This window comes from Sunxiuqinia sp. sy24, assembly GCF_052677165.1.
Genome location: NZ_JBQYLH010000013.1, coordinates 26,587 through 50,127 on the forward strand (window position 1 = coordinate 26,587; position 23,541 = coordinate 50,127).

Below are 23,541 nucleotides of genomic sequence, written 5' to 3' on the forward strand. Positions count from 1 at the left end.
GAAAAACCCTACATCTTTTCAAGAAGCTTAAAATCAAGCTGTTTTCTCTCAAGGTTTGCTCGGGTAATTTCGACTTTGACATTCTCCCCAAGCTGGTACGTTTTATTGCTGTGCTTCCCTACCAGGCAATAATTTTTCTCATCAAAGATGTAAAAATCATCGCCAAGCTCCCGAATCGGAACCATTCCTTCACACTTGTTCTCAAGCTCAACATAAATTCCCCAATCGGTAATTCCGGAAATAACTCCCGGAAACTCTTCCCCAATCTTGTCTTTCATAAACTCCACCTGCTTGTATTTGATCGACGAACGCTCGGCACTTGCTGCCCGCGACTCCATTTCCGAAGAATGATGACACATATCTTCATACTTCTGTGCATTGGCCGACCGTCCGTTATCGAGATAGCGCTCCAACAGGCGGTGGACCATAATATCGGGATAACGCCGGATAGGCGAGGTAAAGTGAGAATAGAACTCAAAGCCAAGTCCATAGTGGCCAATATTTCGGGTCGAATACACCGCCTTAGCCATCGACCGAATGGCCAGCGTTTCAATCACATTCTGCTCGTTCTTACCTTTCACGTTGTTCATCAAATTATTCATCGATGTGGAAATGGCCCGCGAACTGGTGGTTTGAATGCCATAACCAAACTTCTGAATGAAATGATTGAAGTTCTCCAATTTCTCGGGATCCGGCCGGTCGTGAATCCGGTAAACAAAGGTTTTAGCAGGACGTTTCCCTTTTTCCTTACCTATGAACTCGGCCACCTTTTGATTGGCCAATAACATGAACTCCTCAATCAGCTTGTTGCTTTCTTTTGATTCTTTGAAGAAAACAGAGAGTGGCTTGCCGGTTTTCTCTTCAATTTCAAACTTTACTTCTACCCGATCAAAAGCCAGCGAACCATGCTTAAACCGTCTATTCCGAAGCTCCACCGCCAGCTTCTGTAAGGTCAACACTTCATTCTTCAAGTCGCCTTCACCAGTTTCGATAATCTCCTGAGCCTCTTCATATGCATAGCGTTTGTTTGAATGAATAACCGTCCTTCCGAACCACTGGCCACTCACATTGGCCTGATCATCCATCTGGAAGACGGCTGAATAGCAAAGTTTATCTTCATTTGGACGAAGTGAACAAACGCCATTAGACAAACGCTCGGGTAGCATCGGCACGACCCGATCGACCAAATAAACTGAAGTAGCACGCGAATAAGCTTCGTCATCCAAAATGGTATTGGGCCGCACATAATGGCTTACATCAGCAATGTGTATCCCAACTTCCCACAAGCCATTATCGAGTTTCCGCAACGAAAGTGCATCATCAAAATCTTTGGCATCTTCCGGGTCGATAGTAAAGGTAACCACATCCCGCATATCACGCCTATTCTCTATTTCTTCGGGTGTAATCTCCTCCGAAATTTTCTCTGCTGCTTTCAGCACATTTTCAGGGAATCGAAGCGGGAGGTCAAATTCTGCTAAAATAGCATGCATCTCGGTTTGGTGATCCCCCACATCCCCAAGAACCTCAACAATTTCGCCAAATGGATTCTTAGCTTTCTGAGGCCATTCGGTAATTTTACCGATAGCTTTCTGCCCATTCTTAGCGCCATTCAGCTTTTCTGCCGGAATAAATAAGTCGAAACCCACCTTTCCTGCCGGAACCAAAAAAGCAAAGTTTTTAGACCGCTCCACCGTCCCTACAAAGGTTGATTTGGCACGTTCGATAATCTCAGAAACTTCGCCTTCCAGCTGGTGTTTCTTGCGTCGCGCATACAGGTAAACCTTCACCTTATCACCTCCCATGGCATGATTCAGGTTACTTTGCGACACCAACACCGGCCGATCTACTTCGTCCGAAATAATGTGTGCAAAACCTTTCGGTTGCAACTCAACCAGTCCGCAGATATAGCCTCCGCGCGACTTCACTTTGAATTTTCCCCGCTGAACCTGTTCCAGGTTTTCATTTTCAGCCAGTTCGTCCAGAACGACATTGATGAGCTTTTTAGTCTCCTGATCCTTTACGTCCATAAGTCCGGCCAACTGCTTATAGTTATAAGTTTTTTGAGGATCGCTGTAAAAAATATCCAGGATCGATTTCTTAAGTTGGGGTTTATTGAAGTTTGAAAGATTTTTTAGTTTTCTCTTTCTATTTTTCTTTTTTGCCATTGATTTTAAATTTTCCTTGAAGTTAGCCTATTCATCAGAAATAAGAAAGGGGAAAGCATCAATTTGCATTCCCCAGCCAATTTTTATTTCGATCGACAGTTAGTCAACTTCATACATTGATTTGAGTGGGTAGATATCCAGCTTTTCAACCAGAAGCTCCCCACCAGTATTGTAAAGAACGAGTTCCTGAGCATCGGGATCAGCCGTATAGCAGGAGCTCAGGACAGCTTTGCCACCATTCCCAAAGAGCTCTATCGAAGTCCGGTCAATGAGAATTTCCAATTGAATTTTATTGTCTTCCGGACTTAACAGCACCCCTTGCCCCAAGCACGATAAAACTTGCTTTGTCGCGTCGTAACGAATTTCAACGCCTGTTTCTTTTCGCGAGCTACGCACTACAAAACCAAAGCTATTGACTGATTTCAAATCAAAAGTTCCTTGAATATGCAAGCAGTCACCTTTTACCTTCCGGGTCAGGTTCTTATTTAAGCCCGGAATTAGGTTTTTATCTTCCCAAGTATCACCCTTTTCATGCAACAGTTCAATTTCTTTCGCTGGCGTGCGCACCAGTCGAATCCCCTCAAGGTAATTCTTCAGGGCGAGTTCCGTGGGAAAGGTCATTTGCCCGTTGAAAGGCATATCGGGGTATTCTCCACCCCGCATCCAAGCCAACTGAATGGTTCGTCCATCGTCAGCAGGCAGGTTATTGAACGTTTGCGTGGCATAATAGTTCTTGCCAAAATCGCCTTGCATCTTGGGTGTTTCTGGCTTAAACCGCTTCCCGTCAAAATCGCCAATAAGATAAGAGCCATCACCATCAAAGATCACCCAGCGAGTATCATCAGTTCGTCTGTCAACCGGCAGTTCCACCAAATCAGGGCATTCATAAAAACCAGCAAGATGGCTTTCGTAAGTCCAGTCGGTTAAGTTTTCGGAAGAGTAAATTGAAATACCCTCAGCACTTTTTTTTCCCTCCGGCATCCGCCACAAAACCATAATGTATCGCTGGCTTTCCTCGTGCCAGAATACCTTGGGGTCGCGCGCATCATCCTTTTCATCAAAAGCAATCACCGGATTACCTTCATATTTTTCCCAAGTCCTCCCTTTATCAAGGCTGTAAGCAATTCGCTGTCCGTTATCCTTGCTGGTGTAAAAAGCCAGTAGCGTTGCAGCATCGCCTTTTTGCTTACCCAACAGATTGTTTTTATCGACAATAGCTGAGCCTGAAAAGGCTGTGGCATATTCTTTGTCTTTCGAATCATTGTCCGGATAAATTGCAAGTGGCAAATGTTCCCAATGAACCAAATCTTTACTAACCGCATGCCCCCAGTGCATGAATCCCCATTCCTTCGCATTTGGGTTGTGCTGATAAAAAAGGTGGTATTCCCCCTCAAAAAAGATTAAGCCATTAGGGTCGTTCATCCAATTTTGCTCCGGCGTGAAGTGAAACTGAGGCCGATAGGATTCATCAAACGCATGCTTCTGAGCCTTGGCCGAATGAGTGAAAGAGAATAGACAAAATAAAATGAATAGGAAATACGAACTTTTCATGTCTTGCTTGTTAAGAAGTATACAGAAAGCACAAATTAACAAAAATAAGACAAGAATTCTTTTAATTTTGAACGATTATTGAAGATAAAATAATGAGGCAAATATTACTGATAGTGGTTATTACCGTGCTTGGATTAAGCTCCTTTTCACAACGAGCGTGGCAAAAAGGAGGGGTAAAAATTCCAGCTCCAATATGCTATGGCTCCCCCCACACCCATAAAAGTTTCATCGAGGCGCCTGCTCAATTTCTTAATCGACTCAAATCCACCGGGCAAAAAAAATCATCCATTATCGTCACCTACATCGATTTTGATGATGAGCCCAAACAAGCCTTTCAGTATGCCGTTGAAATCTGGGAACACCTCATTGCCTCTCCAATTCCGATACACCTAACAGCCCGTTGGACTGCCCTGGATGAAGGCGTTCTAGGCAGCTGCGGTCCCTTCCTATACTTCGAAAATTTTGAAGCAGCCCCTCAGAGAGACCGCTATTTCCCGGTAGCGTTGGTTGAAAAGCTGGAAGCAACGGAGATAACCGACGAAACCGTTCCGGACTTGATTGCCCAGTTCAACAGCGATAATGATAATTGGTACTTCGGAGTCGACGGGCAAGCTTCGCGCAGCCAATATGATTTTGTCTCGGTCGTGTTACATGAAATAGCACACGGACTGGGCTATACCGGATTCTTTTACGAGCAGAATGAACAGGGAACTTATGGAGACATTCTCCCCTACCCGGGAATCTTTGATGAATTTGTGATCAACGGATCGAACGATCAACTAGTTAACACGGCTGTTTTTCCAAATCCGTCGGCCGAACTCCTTCAGCAATTTACATCCAATAATCTATACTTCGAAAGCGAAACAGCGAAACAAGTCAACGAGTCAGATGCCTATCCAAAACTATACGCTCCTACCACCTTTGATGAAGGTTCAAGTATTTATCACCTTAACGAGCGAACCTACCCGGCAGGAAACGCCAACTCCCTGATGACACCATTTTTCGAACGGGCAGAAGCCATTCACGACCCGGGACCATTGACCTTGGGAATGTTAGCAGACATGGGCTGGGTGTACACAAGTATTATTCATAATCCACTCGAAGACCGCGAAACAGTTGGTCCCATTGTTCTTGAAGCGGCCGTAAAAACCGACTCAGAAATCGACAGTACTTCACTTATTTTTGTGTATTCTAACGATGCGTTTGCTAATGCAGATACACTGCCACTCCCTTATAGTACTGATCTGGGATTATTTACGGCAAGCCTAAACGAATTAGCCGAGGGTACCTACCAATACTACCTGAGTGTAACCGATACGAGCCAACGCACCTACCATTTACCCGGCACCGCACCAGACGGCTATTTTGAGTTTACCATTGGGGCAGACCTTATTCCGCCTGTCGTTTCACATAGTCCAATCAAATTTATGCTTGAAAGTAACTTAAACGCTGAAGTTTTGGTCGAAGCAACCGACAACATTGGCGTAGAAGAGGTGAGCATGACCTATTTCATTAACGACGAGGAGGCAGCTAAGTCTTTAATGATCCCCTTGCTGAAGGACAACCACTTCCAGGCAACGTTAGCTCTGAACGGGCTGACAGATGGTGACTCCGTTCGTTACCAAATCATTGTCACAGACAGTTCCGCCAATAAAAACCAAACCATCCTGCCCGCAGATGGCTATTACACCTTCCAAATTGATGGCTTGTACGAAGCAGTAAAAACCTACGCCAACGATTTCAATAGCGCAACCCGGGATTTTATCTCGTCCGACTTTTTCATTGGGCATGAATCTTTCTTTGACGATGGCGCGTTGCATAGCCCTCATCCTTATCCCAGTCCCGAGGAAGATGATATAAACTATGATTTCGCCACCCTACTGAAATACCCTATCCTACTCGACAGCCGCACCAAAATGTCGTTCAATGAAGTTGTTTTAGTTGAGCCCGGTGAAGCTGGAAGTCTGTTTGGCGATGAAGACTTTTGGGACTATGTCATAATTGAAGGTTCAAAAACCGGAACCGACAACTGGTTGCCCTTAACAGACGGCTATGATGCCCGCGAGAATACCAACTGGCTAACCAATTACAACAACTCAATACAAGGCAACAACTCAACGGCGATAGGCAAAGAAAGTTACTACATCAAACGTGAACTTACCCTGATTGCAAATGGGAATTTCAAGGAAGGCGACACCGTGTTTATTCGCTTCCGCCTATTCTCTGACCCCTATGCCCATGGCTGGGGCTGGGCAATTGACGACCTCCTTATTCAGGATCCTCCAACCGCCATTGACGAGCTAAACTATTCGCCCGGAGAGATCATGATTTTCCCCAATCCGGTTCACTCCAACTTAACTCTGGAAGGCAGTTTCAATTCGAAAGCAGACCTGATTAAACTGGCCATTTTTAATGCTCATGGACAACTGGTTCGTCAGGAAGAAGTGATCCTAAATGGCAACCAACTCTCTCATCCTATTCAGGTTGATTCCTTTCAGCCAGGATTGTATTTAATAAGCTTCACTTTTGAAAATGGACAGCTTATTACCCGAAAATTTGTAAAACAGTAATTTCAATCCGAAAAAAAAAGACATTTTTATTACCCCACAAACAACTACCATACAGCCACATAGAAACCTAACCCAAAAGCGAATTAGAAAAATAAGAAGGACTTAAGTTCCAGTTTTAAAAGAAATCTCTATATTTGCTTTCAAATTCAAAGAAAAGAAGATGATTCTTAGCAATACATTTTATTACTGGTCTTATTATTTCGCTTCACAAAACGGGGTCGAACAGTAATGTATTGCTAAAACTGAAAATATATTACCTAAAGGTCCCGAGAAATCGGGACCTTTTTTTTTATACGTAAATAGCATGAATATAACCGTTATCGGATTGGGTTTAATTGGAGGATCAATTGCGAGAGATCTTCGAAAAAATGGGTTTGCCACAGCCATTACTGGTGTAGATGCAAACAGTGAGCATGCCGAAAAAGCAAAGAGCATCGGTTTGGTTGATCAGATCTTGCCTTTGGAGCAGGCTCTAGCAGCAGCTGACCTGGTTATCATAGCTATTCCTGTAGATAAAATAAAACTGCTGCTTCCCAAGGTACTTGATCTCATCTCCGACCGCACAACAGTTACCGACATGGGATCAACCAAAAAAGAGCTGTCTGATGTCGTCGCCAATCACCCCAACCGAAGAAACTACGTGCCGGCACACCCCATGTCAGGAACCGAAAACTCCGGCCCGGAAGCCGCACTGGAAGGGCTTTTCAACAATAAGATCGCCATTATCTGCGATCATGAAAAAAGTGGCCCACAACACCTGGCCCTAATCGAAAAGATGTTTCAATCGATGGAAATGAACATTGCTTACATGTCGGCCGACGAACAAGATCACAGCACCGCTTTCATCTCGCACCTGCCGCATGCAGCAGCCTACGCGCTGGCCAACGCAGTGCAGGATAAGGAAGATCGCTCCATTATATTTGATCTGGCCAGTGGTGGTTTTCGCTCAACCGTTCGCCTGGCTAAAAGCGAACCCTCTATGTGGGGACCTATTTTCCAGCAAAATAGAAGCTACGTAGTCGAATCTCTTGAAGTCTACATTAAACACCTGATCGATTTTAAGAAAAGCATTGAACATGACGAAAAAAGAATGTACAAACTCATGAACAATGCGAATAAAATCCGGTCTATACTTGGTGGTGAGAATCCATCATTGATTAAGAACGAGGAAAAGATTGTTAAATTTTACACAAAATAAAATGGGAATTGAATTAGACATCAGACCAATGAAAGATTGGTTACCACAGCTGGACAACCCGCTGTTAATTTCCGGGCCATGCAGCCTGGAAAGCGAAGAACAAACGCTTGAGACAGCTCATATGCTGGCCAAAGACAAAAGGGTCTTTGTTTTTCGAGGCGGAGTTTGGAAACCCAGAACTCGCCCGGGAAGCTTTGAAGGAGTCGGCTCCGTCGGACTTAAATGGCTTCAACAAGTCAAAAAGGAAACCGGATTGCCGGTAGGCACTGAGGTAGCCAACGCCCAGCACACCGAAGAAGCCCTGAACGCAGGACTAGATGTACTATGGATCGGAGCGCGATCAACTGCCAGCCCATTTGTTGTACAGGAAATTGCTGATGTTGTAAAGGGAACCGATGCCGTAATCATGGTCAAAAACCCGGTCAACCCCGATGTTCAGTTGTGGATGGGAGCCCTGGAGCGCCTGAACCAGGCTGGTATTAAGAACCTGGTCGGTATTCATCGTGGCTTTACTCCTTTCCGCGAAACCAAATACCGCAACTACCCCAACTGGAAAACCTTTATCGAGCTAAGGCGTCTGCTGCCTAACCTGCCGGTAATCTGCGACCCGAGCCATATTGCCGGAAAACGTGAATACTTGCAGGAGGTTTCTCAGAAAGCATTCGACATGGGCATGGAAGGACTGATGATCGAGTCGCACCGCGATCCCAGCTGCGCTTTAAGCGACAAAGAACAACAAATTACACCTGCTGAACTGGGACAGTTACTAGACAAACTGATTATTCGGCAGACATCTTCAAGCAACAAACATTTTGAAGATCAACTGGAATTGATGCGTAACCGCATTGATGCGTTAGATTCTGAATTGATGGAAGTTCTTTCATCGCGTATGGAAATTGCCCGCGAAATTGGTCGGTATAAAAAGGAGAACAACGTTACAGCACTGCAGATCAACCGGTGGACCGAGTTGATGAATAACCGTATCAACTTAGGAGAAAAGTTAAACCTGAATCGGACTTTCGTGCAGATACTATTTCAGCTAATTCACGAAGACTCGGTCAGAATGCAAACGGAAATTATGGATGAAAATTAAGCTATCACTCCTATAGAATGAAGGGGATTGCCAATGGCGGTCCCTTTTTTTATTGCAGCAATTCGCCGAGCCTTTTCAGCGCCTTCTGCATCCCTTTTTCAATGGCACGATAGTCTTTAACCTCCTTGCAGGTATAAATGATCATAACGGCCACCTGCGTGCCCTCTGGCAGTCTCTCGTAAAAATCGGGTTTGTTTAAACGAAAAGCTTCACGCATACGCCGTTTTAACAAATTACGAACGACGGCATGCTTAAAATTTCGCTTTGATACGGAAAAGCTCACTTCAATCGGGTGAGTTCCGCGCAAAGCCATTGGTAGATACACCACTTTCAACGGAAAGATGTAGAATGACGCCCCCTGCTCAAATAGCTTTCCAATCATCTTGGTGCTGCAAAGTCGTTCCTTTTTTGTAAGCTTGAAAGTATGCATCGTAATCACGAAAATACAATAAAAAAAGGGGAATAAACTTCCCCTTTCAGATCAATTATTTGTCGAATAAAATCCTTTAGTTCGTCTTGTTATGCTTCTTAATAAATTGCTCCAAAGCCATGGTCATTGAAGGTGCCACAGAGCTTGGTGCCTGAATATCCAGACGAAGTCCAGCATCTGCAACAGCCTTAGCTGTAGTTGGTCCAAAAGAAGCGATCTTGGTGCTATTTTGCTCAAAATCCGGAAAATTCTGCATCAGCGACTTAATACCGGACGGACTGAAGAAAACCAAAATATCGTAGTTCACATCTTTCAAATCAGACAAGTCACTGCTAATCGTCTTATAAAGAATAGCTTTGGTGTAACTATAGCCTGCTTTATCGAGTGCTAGAGGAATTTCTTGTTTGTGGATGTGTGACAACGGAACAAGAAATTTTTCATTCTTATGTTTTTTCATCACTTCAATCAGTTCGTCAAAACGACCAACGCCGTAAAAGATCTTCCTCTTTCTGTAGACAATATACTTTTGCAAATAGTAAGCAGTTGCTTCTGATATGCAGAAGTACTTCATAGAGTCGGGAACAGTGACCCGGGTTTCCTGACAAATTCGAAAGAAATGATCAATAGCGGTGCGACTAGTGAAAATCACAGCAGTATGATCAAGAATCTGAATTCTTGTTTGTCTGAATTCTTTCCCGGAAACACCTTCTACCTGAATAAATGGCCTGAAGTCTACTTGTACGTTCGTCTTTTCAGCCAAGTCAAAATAAGGTGATTTTGTAGATTCAGGTTTTGGCTGCGAAACTAATATTTTCTTGATTTTCAAGTTATAAAACTTTTAAATTATTTAATCCCGTTTTTAACCAATACCAAATTGCAGATAAAAATCAACGGTAAAATTTCAAGGGTACAAAGGTATAAAATCAAATAAAAAATAGAAAAATGTTTTGTAATTAATATTTTAGCGCCACGAAATAACAACAAGAAATAAAAGACCACGCAAACAAATACTCCTACAAATACTACCAGTCGTGGATTCTGCAAAGATCCAAAAGAAATAATTAAACTCACCGGAATTAAAAACAATCCTAAAATCCGGCTATAAAGATGCATATTATACAGAAATTCTGTCGTTTCCGTCGTACTTTCACCAAGGAAGCCGGAGAATAAATAGACCAATCTTTTGAAAAGATAATAGCCAATAACCACCGCCAAAATGATGAGATAAGTCTTGAAACTACTTGATACAATCGATAGGTTAAATTCGTCGAAAAATTGAAAAATAAAAATGCTGAATATTAAGTAAAAAATCAGATCCAGTCGAAAAGACGCATGCGTAATACTCATAGACCGGTCTCGAAACAGTCGGCTGGAAGTAGAATAATTGATGACTGCATGAAAAAGCTGACTCAAATACTTATTAAAAAACAGACGAACCGTAGCCAGTAAAATGAACGCCATTATAAATACACCAATAATCCAATCGGGCTTTTCGCGCAAAAATGATTTTTCAGGTAAGCCAATTCCCGGCATTGACGGCTGCTCCGTGTGAGTTTCAACCTTCTGCGCCTGAATTGGCTTGGCTAACGGAAGCTCGGAAGCATTTGTTCGCCCTGAGCGCAAGCTGGCTCCTGGGATCGTCGAACGCGTCTGGCTAGCAACTTGATTTCCAACAGTGTGCGTACTATCGTTTTGATTGATGGAATCGAGCTTGCGAATGGACTCCGATTGGATCAACTTAGCTGGCACATGAATAAGCCCGGAGGAATCCGTATCAACAGGCTGATTCAGCTGTTTTTGAAGGGTATCATTTTGAAGTGCTTGCTGTAACATTCCAACCAAAGATAATTTTCATACAAAAATAGGAATTTCCAAGGTTAAAATAGCGGGCTTGCTACCTTTGTAGCAAAAATAGTTATCAACCGGACGATGTTATTAGACCATCATTTTTATTTAGCTCCCCTACAGGGTTTTACCGACTTTGCTTATCGGCGGTGCCATCATCAGCTGTTCAGGTCGGTCGATGAATTTTACATCCCCTACCTGGCTATCGGTCCGGGACAAAAAATCAGAAACAGCCAATTACGCGACTGCTTACCCGAAAATAACGTTGGGTTGCCGGTAGTTCCGCAAATCCTGTGCTCCAATGTAGACGAACTAAGACGACTGGCTCAAGAGGTTGCACAAATGGGATATTCGAAGCTTAACCTAAACCTCGGCTGCCCCTACCCCATGGCCACCAAGCGAGGGCGCGGAACGGGCTTGCTGGAAAAATCGGAGCAGCTTAAAGGCGTTTTAGATACTTTATTTTCTGATTTTGACTTCAGCGTGTCGGTTAAGTTCCGATCAGGAATGACCGATGAGCAAACCATACTGAAGCAGTTTGAATTGCTCCAAAAGTATCCCTTTGAAAAGCTTATTTATCATCCACGAACAGCGAAACAACTTTATAAAGGAACTGCGAACCGGGAACTGTTTGCCCAACTTGCCGCCCAATCCGACAAACCACTTGTTTACAACGGTGATATTTCTTCCAAAGATGATTTAGATGAAATACGACAATTGGTTCCGAACCAAAAAGAGTGGATGATTGGCCGCGGCGTGTTAAGCGATCCATTATTAATCGACCGATTAAAAGGCAAAACAATCAGCGAGCAGGAAGCCCTTCAATTAAAAATGCAATTTCACAAACAACTATTAGAGGCCTATCGAGCGACTTATCAGGATGACGGTCATGTATTGATAAAAATGAAACAGTTTTGGAGTTATTTTGCTAATAGCTTCCCCAATCCGGCCAAAACTTATAAACCCATAAAGAAGGCTTCAAAACTTGCTCGCTTTCTTGAGATTTATCCCGCCATTTCTCAAAAATCAATCTGAATTGCAACAGAAACAGGCCGGTAATGTAAATTTAACATTCCCTTTCTCGTTCAGGCCAATCCGTTTCCTACTCACTTGTTTGTATTGAACTACAGACTCTTATATGTTTTGCAAAAAAAAAAGATACACTTTCTATTCCTCCATAAAACAGCTGCGTTAACATTTATTCAATAATTCATACATCTATATTTCTACATACTTGCATACAAAGTATTACTTTTGTCCTATCAGAAAATCAAAATGACTGAAAGGTATGAGAAAAAAATTACACACTTATGTTTTGTTCCTGAGTCTTGGATTGCCATTCATCACCATGGCACAAACAAGATCCCTCAGCTTAAATGAGGCGCTGGAACTGGCTAAAGATAATAACCTGGCCGCAAAAAGCGCCGAAGCCAGAAAAAAAGCCGCGCAAGGAGCCTACCGAATGACCAACTCCGTTTTTTTACCCGGTTTGTCCGTGAGCCACACCGGCGTAAAAACAAACGATCCGTTATCATCGTTCGGTTTCAAGCTCAAACAGGAGATCGTCACCCAAGCTGATTTTGCCCCGGCAACACTGAACGATCCGGACGCCATTGAGAACTACAGTACCCAAATTGAGCTTCAGCAACCCATCCTTAACATTGATGGATTGTATGCCCGTAAAGCGGCGAAGAACCAATACGAAGCAATGGCCTTACAAAGTAACCGGGCACATCAACAAATCCGCTACGAAGTTAAAAGAGCGTACTTTCAATTAGAGCTGGCCCAATCGGCAGTAAACGTTTTAAAGCAATCGGTTAAAGTGGCTGAAGAAGCACTCAAACTAACCAAAAACAATGAAGATCAAGGATTTGTACAACACACAGATGTGCTGGAAGCATCGGTTCGCTTTGAAGAACGCCGAAACCAGCTAAACGAAGCAGAAAACCAACAGCAAGCTGCTGGCGAATACCTGGCTCATTTACTAGGCATGGACCTGGGTACGAACATTCAGCTCACCGACTCAATGACCCGCGAGCCTTCGCTGTTTAACTGGAATGTCAGCGCCGAACAACTGGAACAGCGATCTGATCTCCAAGCCATACAGAAACAAATTGAAGCCGGAGAAAATATGCTTCGTTCAGAAAAAATGAAATTCATTCCACGTCTGAATGCCTTTGGTGCCTACGAATGGAATGACCGGGAAATCATAGGCATGTCGGCCAACAATTACATGGTGGGCGCCAGTTTAACCTGGGATTTGTTCAGCGGATATAAAAACATAGGAAGTGTTCAGCAAGCCAGCTCACAGCTCGACGAAGCCGAATACCAATACCAGGACTACCTGTCTCAAAGCCAGATGCAGCTCAACCAAGCCAAACGCAAGCTGGAGTTAACCTTCCAACAAATTCATTCCAGTAAACTTGCCAAAGAACAAGCTGCTGAGTCGCTGCGAATTCGCACCAACCGCTTTGAGCAAGGGCTGGAAAAAACAACTGACCTATTAATTGCCGAAGCCTTGGCATCAAAAAAGAATCTGGATTACATCCAATCAATTTATAATTACAAACAAGCAGTTTTCGAAATGGAGTTACTGCTTGAAAAAGATATGAACGAATAAAAGCCATGACCAGAATGAAAACAAATAAGATGAAAAAAGCTACGCTATTAGCGACCCTTGCCTTAGGAATTTTAGTTTCCGCTTGTGGCAATAAAGACCAAAAAGAAACGGTTTCAGAAACGAAAGTTGAAGCACAACTGGCCGTTGCTCAGTTAAAAGACTACCCCGTCATTCACAGCTTCTCCGGCAAACTGGAAGCTGAAAAAATAGCCAACCTAAGCACCCGCATGATGGGACAGGTGAGCCGCATTTATGCGAAACCAGGGCAACAGGTAAAACGAGGTGATTTGTTGTTGCAAATCCGCAATCAGGATATTCTCGCCAAGAAAGCTCAGGTGGAAGCCAACAAAGTAGAAGCCCGCACGGCTTTTGAAAGCGCCGAAAAAGATCTGAAACGCTTTGAAGCCTTATACGCTGCCAACAGTGCGTCGGACAAAGAGATCGATGACATCCGCACCCACTACCAAATGGTAAAGGCCCGGCTGGAAGCCGTTAATCAAATGCAAAAGGAAGTAGAAGAATCGCTTCGTTATGCAAGCATCCGTGCACCATACAACGGTGTGATTACCGGCAAATTTGTTCAGGAAGGCGACATGGCCAATCCCGGCATGCCCTTGCTAAGCATCGAAAGCCCTTCGCAATGGAAAGTCATTGCCCGCATCCCGGAAGCCAATATTGCCCACTTACAGCTCAACGATACTGTCAAGGTACAGTTTAACGCGCTGAACGACCAACAGCTGAGCGGAGTGATTGCTGAAATAAACCCTTCGTCGGCCAATACCGGCAACCAGTTCGAAGCCAAAGTAATTTTAGCCAATGTAGCTGCTCAAAAAGCGACATTATACAGCGGTATGTACGCCACCGTATTCTACGAAAAAGGCACGCAACCACAAATTATGGTGCCCCAGTCGGCCTTAATTAACAAAGGCCAGTTGGTGGGTTTGTATGCAGTAGGCCAAAACGGACACGCCTTGCTTCGCTGGGTGAAAACCGGAACAACCGTCGGTGATTCCATCGAGATTCTTTCGGGCCTGGCCGATGGCGAAACATATATTCAATCTTCAAACGGAAAATTGTTTGATGGCGCATTAGTGGAAAATAAATAAGAAAGAAACATGAAGACAGGATTTGCAGGCGGTATCGCCAAACAATTTATAAATTCAAAGCTGACTCCCCTATTAATGATTGCTTTTTTGGCCATTGGGATCTACAGCTCTTACTTAACCCCGCGGGAAGAGGAACCTCAAATAGATGTTCCCATTGCTGATATTTTCTTCCGCTACCCCGGGGCCAGTCCTAAAGAAATTGAATCACGGGTCATGCAGCCGCTCGAAAAAGTGGTGGCTAACATTCCCGGGGTTGAATATGTCTATTCTACTTCTATGCCCGGACAAGCAATGTTGATCGTTCAGTTTTATGTGGGTGAAGACGTGGAGCGCTCGTTGGTGAAAATGTACAACGAGATCATGAAACACATGGATCAAATGCCCAAAGGAACGAGCCTACCCTTAGTAAAGACCCGCTCGATTGACGATGTTCCCGTACTTGGATTGACCTTCTGGAGTGAAAATTACGACGACTATGAACTGCGCCGAATCGCGCAGGAGGTTAACAATGAAATTGAACAAGTCAATGATGTTTCCGAAACCAAAATCATAGGTGGCCGGTCACGTCAGGTGCGCGTGGTACTGAACAACGAGCAGATGGCTGGCTTCCAGGTGGACGCATTGAGCATCGCCCAAAAAATTCAACTGGCCAATACCCAGCTCAATGCCGGAGCCTTCAACAACAATGATCAGGAATACCTGGTGGAAGCTGGCGAGTTTCTGAAAAATGCCGACGATGTAGCCAATTTGGTGGTTGGCATTCACAACGGAAGCCCGGTATACCTGAAACAGGTAGCCGAAGTGTTGGATGGTCCGCAAGAACCCGTTCAATACGTGAATTTTGGCTTCGGCGATATCCATGAGCAAAAAGATGAATTCCGGGGCGAATATCCGGCAGTCACCATCTCCATTGCCAAGCGCCGCGGCGCTGATGCCATGAAGGTATCGGATGCTATTCTGAAAAAAATTGACTTACTGGAGAAAAACCTCATCCCCGATGATGTTCAGGTGGATGTTACCCGCAACTATGGTGAAACCGCTTCGCACAAAGTGGCTGAGCTCTTGATGCACCTGCTGGGAGCCATTGTCGCTGTTACTTTTGTGGTCATGCTGGCCATGGGATGGCGTGGTGGTCTGGTGGTCTTCCTTTCAGTACCCATCACCTTCGCCTTAACCATGTTTAGCTACTATTTTCTGGACTACACCTTGAATCGGATTACCCTGTTTGCTTTGGTGTTTGTCACCGGAATTGTGGTGGACGACTCCATCATTATTGCCGAAAATATGCACCGTCACTTTAAAATGAAAAAATTACCGTTCATCCAGGCAGCCTTGCGCTCCATCGACGAAGTAGGTAACCCAACCATTTTGGCAACCTTCACTGTGATTGCTGCGGTACTGCCCATGGTTTTTGTGTCCGGACTTATGGGCCCTTACATGAGCCCCATGCCTATTGGCGCATCCATCGCCATGATATTCTCACTGCTGGTAGCGTTGACTATCACCCCGTACCTGGCTTATCGCTTGCTCCGTACGAATGAGAAGGAAGACAAGGAGAAAAAAGCATTCCGTTTGGAAGATAGCGTCATTTACAAGCTTTACGCCAAAACCATGCGCCCCATGCTGGAATCTCCCTGGAAACGCTGGACCTTCATCATGGGAGTAACTTTTCTTTTACTGGCCTCTACAACGCTTGTCTACTTTAAAATGGTGACCGTTAAGATGCTTCCGTTTGATAATAAAAATGAGTTTCAGGTCATTGTTGACATGCCCGAAGGAACCACACTGGAGCGGACAGCTGTTGTTGCCAAAGAGCTGGCAGCCTACATTGCACAACAGGAAAATGTGGTGGACTACCAAACGTATGTGGGTACCGCCTCCCCCATGAATTTTAACGGATTGGTGCGTCACTATGACTTGCGAAGCGGATCGAATGTAGCCGATATTCAGGTGAACCTGACCGATAAAGGCGACCGAAAATTGCAGAGTCACGACATTGCCAAACTAATGCGCCCCGAACTGCAACGGCTGGGTAAAAAATACCAGGCCAACGTGAAGGTCGTTGAAGTTCCACCGGGTCCTCCCGTTATGTCAACACTCGTTGCTGAAGTGTACGGACCAGATTACGAGGGACAGATGGAAGTAGCCCGACAAGTAAAAGATTTGTTTGCCGAAACAGCCGATGTGGTCGACATTGATTGGCACATGGAAGACGATCAGGTAGAATATAAGTTCAATGTGCTGAAAGAAAAGGCAGCCTTGCTCGGGCTCTCCACTCAACAGGTGGTCCATAGCCTGCAAATGGCTTTGGGTGGCCATGAGGTTACCCAGCTTTATCAGGAAAAGGAACATGAGCAAATTGGCATCGTTCTTCGCTTTAAAGAACAGGAACGTTCCGGCATCAACGACCTGAAAAAAGTAAATATCATGAGTCCAACCGGGCAAATGGTTGCTTTGGGAGATGTGGTTGAGATTGAAGAAGGGCTGCAAGACAAGAGCATTTACCGCAAAAATCAAAAGCGGGTGGTATATGTCACGGCTGACATTGCCGGAGAACTGGAAAGCCCGGTATACGGCATTCTAAACATGTCTGAAAACCTGGGCCAAATCGAGCTTCCGGAAGGTTATACGCTCAACGAAGAGTTCACCCAACAACCATTCATTGAAGACAATTATAGTCTGAAATGGGATGGTGAGTGGCAAATTACCTATGAGGTATTCCGCGACTTGGGAACCGCTTTTGCCGTCGTGCTATTGGTAATCTACTTGCTCATTATTGGCTGGTTTCAGAACTTCAAAGTACCCTTTGTCATGATGATCTCCATTCCGCTGTCACTGGTTGGTATCTTAATCGGGCACTGGCTGATGGGTGCTTTCTTTACGGCAACATCCATGATTGGACTAATCGCGCTGGCCGGAATTATGGTCCGAAACGCCATTCTGCTGATTGACTTTATCAATCTTAGGTTAGCCGATGGCGTCCCCTTAAAGGAAGCCGTAATTGAAGCCGGAGCGGTGCGAACAACCCCAATTCTGCTTACCGCTGGAACGGTGGTGATTGGTGCAGTGGTTATCTTGTTTGACCCCATTTTCCAAGGGCTGGCCATCTCGCTGATGGGCGGATCGATTGCTTCGACCTTCCTAACGCTAGTAATTGTGCCACTGATTTATTACATGACCGAGCGCAAAAAATATCCGGTAGCAGAAACACCCGTTGAAGCAGACCATGAAGATCAATTTAATGAACCTTTAAACGAACAATCATGATGAAATTTGTAATTATTCAATCGGTAAAAGCCTACCACCCGGAGCTGCAACAGATTCTGAAAAGTATTAAAATAAATGCCTACAGCGAAATGGACGTCGAAGGTTTCATGGAGCAGGCCGATGGAACGACAGATCTTTCCAACTGGTTTGCAGCCCAGAAAAATCCGTATAACTACATGGTTTCCTTTATGTTTTTGGCCGACGACAAGGCCAAAAAATTGCTGGAACGGATTGATGAATTTAACCACAGTATTGAAGAAATGAGTCCGATAAACGCCTACATTGTTGGAGTTGAGAAATTTGTTTAAATCAAAAATAAAACGATATGAGAGAACGAGTAGTGAGAGCCGTGGCTGGATTCTTAATCACGGCAAGTGTACTTCTAGCCGTATTTGTCAACGACAATTGGCTAATACTAACAGCATTTGTAGGTTTAAACCTACTTCAGTCATCCTTCACCAAATTCTGTCCTTTAGAAATTATTCTGAAAAAGTCAGGCGTCGAAAAGTAAAAATAAAGGGTTGCAACCAGCGTGTTGCAATCCTTTTTTATTTAGAGTTAATCGGGTTCAGGTCTAAAAACAGAAGGGAGACCGATTCCATGCGCCCCACGAGCTGGCTTGGTAACGTTAAATTTTAAGCTCAACGCGAACATCTGCTGCAAGGATAATCAAGCTTTGCAGCAGATCTTCGCGATGATGATGAAACAATTAATCCGATTTCTTTTTCTTGCTCTGGGTATTTACCGCTTCCGAAAAGCCAACCGACTGTGTTGGCGGCAAGCATATCGCATTTGTTGAACATCAATCAGGCATTCAGCTAACCAGAATGCCGCCCTTATTTTTATTCAATCAGGAAAGCAACAGTGGTGAAACAACAAGCGAAAACCTACATCCTTTTTTGCATTCACTGTTCCCAACCCAAGTTGTTCCCCGGAATTTCAGTTTTCGAAACACCATACGTTTAAGCTTCTTTTTAATTGATCATGAGGCCCCTGTTCCACTCTTTATCCGCGGACATGCCTTGCTGTGTTAGTCTTCCTTTTCCATTCGCACCCCTAAAGCCTGATGTGGCTAATCAGCCCTCAGAATCAATCATTGTGATCTCGCGCAGAGATCGCTACCTATTCACTTTATAACACGAAATAAACATGGAAAGCAAGATAAAAAACCCGAAGTAACAAAAAACTCAAACAAGGATTTCATCTGGTTTGGAATTGGAATGGCAGGTCTTATCGCCATTTTGATTCTTTTAAAAGTCATCATGCAATACTTTGGCCTGATCGGCTAAAACTAAAACGAGACGATTGCTGCGGCGATCGTCTCGTTTGGTTTTATCTAGTGCGCGTCCATCCAGTTTGAAGCAGCATCCATTTCTACCGCGAGTGGCAAACCCATGTCAACGGCCTGCTCCATTTGCTATTTCACAATCCTTTTCACCTGCTCCAGCTCCACCAATTAATTATTTGCAAACTAAGATGATGCACGCTTCATATTTGATTTCATAATGAATAGCTGTTATTGGTAGAAAACCGGCAGACACCCCCATAAAATGCAGACAACCAGTCCTTGTAAATTAACGTTTTATCCATCAGATTTTTCGCATTAGCAATAGATTACTTCTCTTCTTAAGCTTTGCTGCTAGTTTCTCTTGATCGATCAATACAAGATCGATGTAAATATATGCTTGATAATCAAAACAGGTTGTTTGCTCATTAATAAGGACTTAAACACCAGTTACCAACAGTGCTTTGTTGATAACTTCGGTGAGTTATCGTAACTTTTCATGAGATTTGAATCATTGGGGAAGGGAACACATTAAATTTACCCATAATGAAAAATCAACTTATGAAGTATTTAATCTTTATCCTTGCTTTTGTATTTGCAATATCATCTTGCAATGAATTGGATTCGATCCCGGATGATGACCTAACTCTAAAAAGCAACCGAGTAAAAGGAAATGAAGTTGCTATCGACTTTAACGGCCCCCACTACGAACTTAATTTGTTAGGAAAGAAAAATGATTGGAATGATAAGACTGTTGATAATCCTGACAGACATACAATGTTTATTCCGAGAGATACGGAAGGTTGGAAAATTTACCTCGAACAAAACAACATTGTAATAAACCATAAGGACACCATAGGAAAAAACGTTGGATTTCTGCCTGGCATTAGAATCGATATGACTCAGGGAGAGGAATTTGCTGTACTGGACGGAACTGTCTTTGACGGTGACGGATGTGAATTTCAACTAGGACCTGGCAAGTATCAGGTATTTGTAGCAGCCCGAGGGAAAAAAAATGTTCCCGATGCTAAGATTGATGCCTGGTTGGAAGCTTTACAGGAAACTCTGGACGTATCGGCTGATGAAATAGATTCGCTGTGGTACTATTTAAATCTGGGGTCGATTACTGTAAAAAGAAGTTGGCAAGACATGACTGACTTGTTCTATATTGATGAAGAAGAAGCTTATCCACTTCCATATAACGGTGGTCCCAATGGCCAATGGATTTTTGACTACATGGATTGGTTGGATGATCTTGTTGTTGAATTGGACACCGATGGAGATGGTGTGACAGATGAGGTCATTACTTACAGTGAGCTTGCTTATTTCTGGCAGCTACAGAACAATGGAAGTCAATTAATTAAAGTTCGTTTCTATCCTGTCTAAACTAAATTAGACTAACAAAAGTTACTAAGAATTGAAAAAAATTATTACTTATCCCTTCCTCAAAAGAGGCTGGTTCTTCAGAACCAGCCTCTAATTTTCTAAGCTCGAACCAAGAGAGATTGCAGTTCTAAAACAGGGAATTATAAATTCAGACTGCCAACTTTCTGGTTCTAAAACGTCTTTTGATTGTACCTTTTACATTTACCTAATAGATCCTTTTCACAAATGGCTTGAATTGGTTTAGTGCGCTTCCATCCAGTTTGAAGCAGCATCCATTTCAACCGTAAGTGGCAGCCCAATGTCAACGGCCTGCTCCATTTGCTCTTTAACAATCTTTTTCACCTGCTCTAGTTCCTCTTTCGGAACATCGAAGTTCAATTCATCATGCACCTGTAAGGTCATTTTAGCCTTCAGATTTTGCGTTTTCAGCGCTTTCCAAATGTTGATCATGGCCAGCTTGATGATATCGGCTGCTGAGCCCTGAATGGGCGCATTGATGGCGTTTCGTTCGGCCACACCACGCACCACGGCATTGGCCGAATCAATGTCTTTGAGGTAGCGGCGGCGTCCGCGAATGGTTTCCACATACCCTTTATCGCGGGCCAGCTGGATACTTTCATCCATAAATTCCTTCACCCTTGAGAAGTTTTCAAAATAGCCGTCAATCAGCTCTTTGGCTTCGCTCCGGGAGATATTCAGCCGCTCAGATAATCCGAAAGCCGAAATGCCGTAAATAATACCAAAGTTGGCTGTCTTGGCCTTTCGGCGCATATCCGAAGTCACCTCTTCAAGCGGAATCTTATAGATTTTTGCGGCCGTAGCTGAATGGACATCCTGCTGATTGCGGAAGGCTTCCAGCATGTGCTCATCCTTACTCAGAGCGGCCATAATCCGCAACTCAATTTGCGAATAGTCAGCTGATAAGAATACGTGCTTATCATCCGAAGCGGTAAAGGCGCGTCGAATTTCGCGACCATTTTCATCCCGTATCGGAATATTTTGAAGATTAGGGTTGGCCGAACTTAGGCGTCCGGTAGCTGCAATGGCCTGGTTGTAACTGGTATGCAGCCTGCCAGTTTTCGAATTCACCAGTAGCGGCAAAGCTTCTACATATGTCGAAAGCAGCTTCTTCAATCCCCTAAATTCCAGAATTTTCGGAACAATGGGATGTTTATCGACCAACTTGCTCAGCACTTCTTCGGAAGTCGAATACTGCTTGGTTTTCGTCATTTTGGTTTTGCTGACAATGTTCAGCTTCTCAAACAAGATGGGTCCCAACTGTTTAGGTGACGAAACATTGAATTCTTCGCCGGCCAGTTCAATAATCTCTTTTTCAAGGTCAATGATTTGCGTCCGTAATTTGGCTGCAAATACATCCAGCTCTTTGGTATTCAAGCTTACCCCGGTCATTTCCATATCGGCTAAAACCGGAATAAGTGGCATTTCAATTTCTTCGAAAACCGAGCGAACACCTGTTTTATCCAGATCCGGATCAAGCGCTAACTTCAGTTGCAAAGTCAAATCAGCATCTTCGCAAGCATAGTCTTTTAGCTTGTCAACCGGCACCTGACGCATAGTTTGCTGCTTCTTCCCTTTCTTGCCAATCAGGCTTTCGGTTTCCACTTTCTGATATGAAAGGTAGGTTTCGCACAGGTAATCGAGGTTGTGCCGCAATTCGGGCTGAATGAGGTAATGCGCAATCATGGTATCGTAAAGCGGGCCTCGCACCTCTACCCCATAATGCTTCAGCATCAGGATATCGTACTTGATGTTTTGCCCGATTTTACGCACGTTCTCATCTTCAAAAACCAGGCGAAATTCTTCCACTACCTTTTGAGCTTCTTCGCGCTGGCGAGGCAGCGTTACACAGTAGGCTTCTCCTTTTTTAAAGGCAAACGACAAGCACACCAACTCGGCGGTATGCGTATCCAGCCCGGTGGTTTCCGTATCGAAACAAAACTCTTCCTGCACCGATAATTCGGCACGAAGACTGGCCCGTTGCATAGCATCTTTGACCAAAAAATACTGATGAGGGGTATTTTCAATATTCGTTAAATCCGTACGCATAACCGGCTCAGCACCTTGGCTACCGCCAAACAAAGTACCTTGCTCAAAACTGGCTTGAGCTGGCTTTTCGGGTGCTCCCAGCTTTTGAGCCATCGTACGAAATTCCAGCTCATTGTAAATATCGCGAAGAACCTCCAAATTAGCTTCATCTTTGGTCAGTGACTTTTCATCAAAATCAACCGGAACATCCAGTACAATGGTGGCCAGCTTGCGCGACAAACGCACCTGTTTTTCGTAATTAACCAGGTTTTCCTTTTGCTTGCCCTTCAGCTCATTGATATGTTCATAGATGCCGTCAATGGAATGGTAGGCTGAAATGAGTTTCATGGCCGTTTTCGGACCAATGCCGGGGCATCCGGGAATGTTATCGGCCGAGTCGCCCATCAAGCCTAAAATATCAATGACCTGCTCCGGCTCATCAACCTCAAATTTTGCTTTCACCTGTTCCACGCCCCACACTTCCACATCGTCGCCGGCGCGTCCGGGTTTATACATGAAAATATTGTCTGAAACCAGCTGCGCATAGTCCTTGTCGGGGGTCATCATAAACACCTGGTAACCCGCTTTTTCCCCTTTCTTGGCCAGGGTGCCAATCACATCATCGGCTTCAAAACCTTCCTTTTCCAAAATCGGAATGTTGTAGGCTTCAATAATTTTCCGAACCCAGGGAATGGCTTTGCGAATGTCTTCGGGCATTTCGTCGCGCGTGCCTTTGTAGTCTTCAAACAGCTCGTGCCGAAAGGTGGGCGCATGCACATCGAAAACCACGGCAACATGTGTTGGGTTTTCTTTGTTTAGCAACTGCTCCAGGGAGTTCACAAAGCCCAACATAGTGGAGGTGTTCAACCCTTTTGAGTTGAAACGCGGATTTTTGATGAACGCGAAATACGAACGGTAAATCAGCGCATAGGCATCGAGTAAAAAAAGTCGGTTATTTTTTTCATTCTGTTCAGGCATG

The 23,541-nt window shown here is 44.2% G+C and carries 16 protein-coding genes; 10 read left to right on the forward strand and 6 right to left on the reverse strand.

Features of this window, described 5'->3' with window-relative positions; all coding sequences use genetic code 11:
• Positions 1-8: 8 nt before the first annotated feature.
• Both rnr and ACUNWA_RS12150 read right to left on the reverse strand, forming a co-directional pair.
• The gene (gene rnr / locus ACUNWA_RS12145) at positions 9-2,165 is read right to left on the reverse strand and encodes a ribonuclease R (RefSeq protein WP_445592184.1); all 2,157 of its coding nucleotides are present in this window, start codon (positions 2,163-2,165) and stop codon (positions 9-11) included.
• A 99-nt stretch (positions 2,166-2,264) separates the two neighbouring features.
• On the reverse strand, positions 2,265-3,716 hold the full coding sequence (locus ACUNWA_RS12150) for a glycoside hydrolase family 32 protein (RefSeq protein ID WP_445592185.1): 1,452 nt from the start codon (positions 3,714-3,716) through the stop codon (positions 2,265-2,267).
• Between the two features lie 92 nt (positions 3,717-3,808).
• On the opposite strand from ACUNWA_RS12150, the gene ACUNWA_RS12155 reads away from it, so the two are divergent.
• The 3 genes from ACUNWA_RS12155 (at position 3,809) to ACUNWA_RS12165 (ending at position 8,577) form a co-directional block, all read left to right on the forward strand.
• Positions 3,809-6,286: a T9SS type A sorting domain-containing protein gene (locus ACUNWA_RS12155; RefSeq protein WP_445592186.1), complete on the forward strand. Its 2,478-nt coding sequence runs from the start codon at positions 3,809-3,811 to the stop codon at positions 6,284-6,286.
• 304 nt (positions 6,287-6,590) lie between these two features.
• Entirely contained in the window at positions 6,591-7,484 is an 894-nt protein-coding gene (locus ACUNWA_RS12160) for a prephenate dehydrogenase (RefSeq protein WP_445592187.1), read from the forward strand.
• Position 7,485: 1 nt separating this feature from the next.
• A complete protein-coding gene (locus tag ACUNWA_RS12165; protein WP_445592188.1) occupies positions 7,486-8,577 on the forward strand; it encodes a chorismate mutase in 1,092 nt (363 codons plus the stop codon).
• A gap of 49 nt (positions 8,578-8,626) precedes the next feature.
• Here ACUNWA_RS12165 and rnpA read toward each other — a convergent pair whose 3' ends face one another.
• From rnpA to ACUNWA_RS12180, 3 genes are all read right to left on the reverse strand, one after another.
• Positions 8,627-9,007 (reverse strand): ribonuclease P protein component, encoded by a 381-nt coding sequence (rnpA, locus tag ACUNWA_RS12170; protein ID WP_445592292.1) that lies wholly within the window; start codon positions 9,005-9,007, stop codon positions 8,627-8,629.
• Positions 9,008-9,083: 76 nt separating this feature from the next.
• The gene (locus ACUNWA_RS12175; RefSeq protein WP_445592189.1) at positions 9,084-9,833 is read right to left on the reverse strand and encodes a uroporphyrinogen-III synthase; all 750 of its coding nucleotides are present in this window, start codon (positions 9,831-9,833) and stop codon (positions 9,084-9,086) included.
• A gap of 17 nt (positions 9,834-9,850) precedes the next feature.
• Positions 9,851-10,840 carry a DUF4271 domain-containing protein gene (locus ACUNWA_RS12180; protein ID WP_445592190.1) on the reverse strand — a complete coding sequence of 330 codons (990 nt, stop codon included), beginning with the start codon at positions 10,838-10,840 and terminating at the stop codon, positions 9,851-9,853.
• Positions 10,841-10,936: 96 nt separating this feature from the next.
• Here ACUNWA_RS12180 and ACUNWA_RS12185 point away from each other — a divergent pair, with 96 nt between their 5' ends.
• The 7 genes from ACUNWA_RS12185 to ACUNWA_RS12215 all read left to right on the forward strand — a co-directional run bounded on the left by ACUNWA_RS12185 (position 10,937) and on the right by ACUNWA_RS12215 (position 20,516).
• Positions 10,937-11,887 (forward strand): tRNA dihydrouridine synthase, encoded by a 951-nt coding sequence (locus ACUNWA_RS12185; RefSeq protein WP_445592191.1) that lies wholly within the window; start codon positions 10,937-10,939, stop codon positions 11,885-11,887.
• A gap of 253 nt (positions 11,888-12,140) precedes the next feature.
• A complete protein-coding gene (locus ACUNWA_RS12190) occupies positions 12,141-13,472 on the forward strand; it encodes a TolC family protein (RefSeq protein WP_445592192.1) in 1,332 nt (443 codons plus the stop codon).
• Positions 13,473-13,486: 14 nt separating this feature from the next.
• Positions 13,487-14,578 carry an efflux RND transporter periplasmic adaptor subunit gene (locus tag ACUNWA_RS12195; protein WP_445592193.1) on the forward strand — a complete coding sequence of 364 codons (1,092 nt, stop codon included), beginning with the start codon at positions 13,487-13,489 and terminating at the stop codon, positions 14,576-14,578.
• A gap of 9 nt (positions 14,579-14,587) precedes the next feature.
• Entirely contained in the window at positions 14,588-17,845 is a 3,258-nt protein-coding gene (locus tag ACUNWA_RS12200) for an efflux RND transporter permease subunit (RefSeq protein WP_445592194.1), read from the forward strand.
• On the forward strand, positions 17,842-18,153 hold the full coding sequence (locus ACUNWA_RS12205; protein WP_445592195.1) for a hypothetical protein: 312 nt from the start codon (positions 17,842-17,844) through the stop codon (positions 18,151-18,153). Before ACUNWA_RS12200 ends, ACUNWA_RS12205 begins: the two co-directional genes overlap by 4 nt.
• A 17-nt stretch (positions 18,154-18,170) precedes the next feature.
• Positions 18,171-18,356 (forward strand): YgaP family membrane protein, encoded by a 186-nt coding sequence (locus ACUNWA_RS12210; protein ID WP_445592196.1) that lies wholly within the window; start codon positions 18,171-18,173, stop codon positions 18,354-18,356.
• A 1,320-nt stretch (positions 18,357-19,676) separates the two neighbouring features.
• Positions 19,677-20,516 carry a hypothetical protein gene (locus ACUNWA_RS12215; protein ID WP_445592197.1) on the forward strand — a complete coding sequence of 280 codons (840 nt, stop codon included), beginning with the start codon at positions 19,677-19,679 and terminating at the stop codon, positions 20,514-20,516.
• Between the two features lie 240 nt (positions 20,517-20,756).
• On the opposite strand, the gene polA is transcribed toward ACUNWA_RS12215, so the two are convergent.
• Positions 20,757-23,540, reverse strand: coding sequence for a DNA polymerase I (polA, locus tag ACUNWA_RS12220; RefSeq protein ID WP_445592198.1), 2,784 nt, complete (start codon positions 23,538-23,540; stop codon positions 20,757-20,759).
• Position 23,541 lies beyond the last annotated feature (1 nt).

What these genes read in the sequence shown, in the direction of transcription:
- ACUNWA_RS12210 (WP_445592196.1), top strand. Translation starts at nt 18,171, where the DNA reads ATGAGAGAACGAGTAGTGAGAGCCGTGGCTGGATTCTTAATCACGGCA.
- ACUNWA_RS12200 (WP_445592194.1), top strand. Translation starts at nt 14,588, where the DNA reads ATGAAGACAGGATTTGCAGGCGGTATCGCCAAACAATTTATAAATTCA.
- rnpA (WP_445592292.1), bottom strand. Translation starts at nt 9,007, where the DNA reads ATGCATACTTTCAAGCTTACAAAAAAGGAACGACTTTGCAGCACCAAG.
- ACUNWA_RS12190 (WP_445592192.1), top strand. Translation starts at nt 12,141, where the DNA reads ATGAGAAAAAAATTACACACTTATGTTTTGTTCCTGAGTCTTGGATTG.
- ACUNWA_RS12150 (WP_445592185.1), bottom strand. Translation starts at nt 3,716, where the DNA reads ATGAAAAGTTCGTATTTCCTATTCATTTTATTTTGTCTATTCTCTTTC.
- ACUNWA_RS12215 (WP_445592197.1), top strand. Translation starts at nt 19,677, where the DNA reads ATGAAAAATCAACTTATGAAGTATTTAATCTTTATCCTTGCTTTTGTA.
- ACUNWA_RS12205 (WP_445592195.1), top strand. Translation starts at nt 17,842, where the DNA reads ATGATGAAATTTGTAATTATTCAATCGGTAAAAGCCTACCACCCGGAG.
- ACUNWA_RS12165 (WP_445592188.1), top strand. Translation starts at nt 7,486, where the DNA reads ATGGGAATTGAATTAGACATCAGACCAATGAAAGATTGGTTACCACAG.
- ACUNWA_RS12185 (WP_445592191.1), top strand. Translation starts at nt 10,937, where the DNA reads ATGTTATTAGACCATCATTTTTATTTAGCTCCCCTACAGGGTTTTACC.
- rnr (WP_445592184.1), bottom strand. Translation starts at nt 2,165, where the DNA reads ATGGCAAAAAAGAAAAATAGAAAGAGAAAACTAAAAAATCTTTCAAAC.
- ACUNWA_RS12195 (WP_445592193.1), top strand. Translation starts at nt 13,487, where the DNA reads ATGAAAACAAATAAGATGAAAAAAGCTACGCTATTAGCGACCCTTGCC.
- ACUNWA_RS12155 (WP_445592186.1), top strand. Translation starts at nt 3,809, where the DNA reads ATGAGGCAAATATTACTGATAGTGGTTATTACCGTGCTTGGATTAAGC.
- polA (WP_445592198.1), bottom strand. Translation starts at nt 23,540, where the DNA reads ATGCCTGAACAGAATGAAAAAAATAACCGACTTTTTTTACTCGATGCC.
- ACUNWA_RS12180 (WP_445592190.1), bottom strand. Translation starts at nt 10,840, where the DNA reads ATGTTACAGCAAGCACTTCAAAATGATACCCTTCAAAAACAGCTGAAT.
- ACUNWA_RS12160 (WP_445592187.1), top strand. Translation starts at nt 6,591, where the DNA reads ATGAATATAACCGTTATCGGATTGGGTTTAATTGGAGGATCAATTGCG.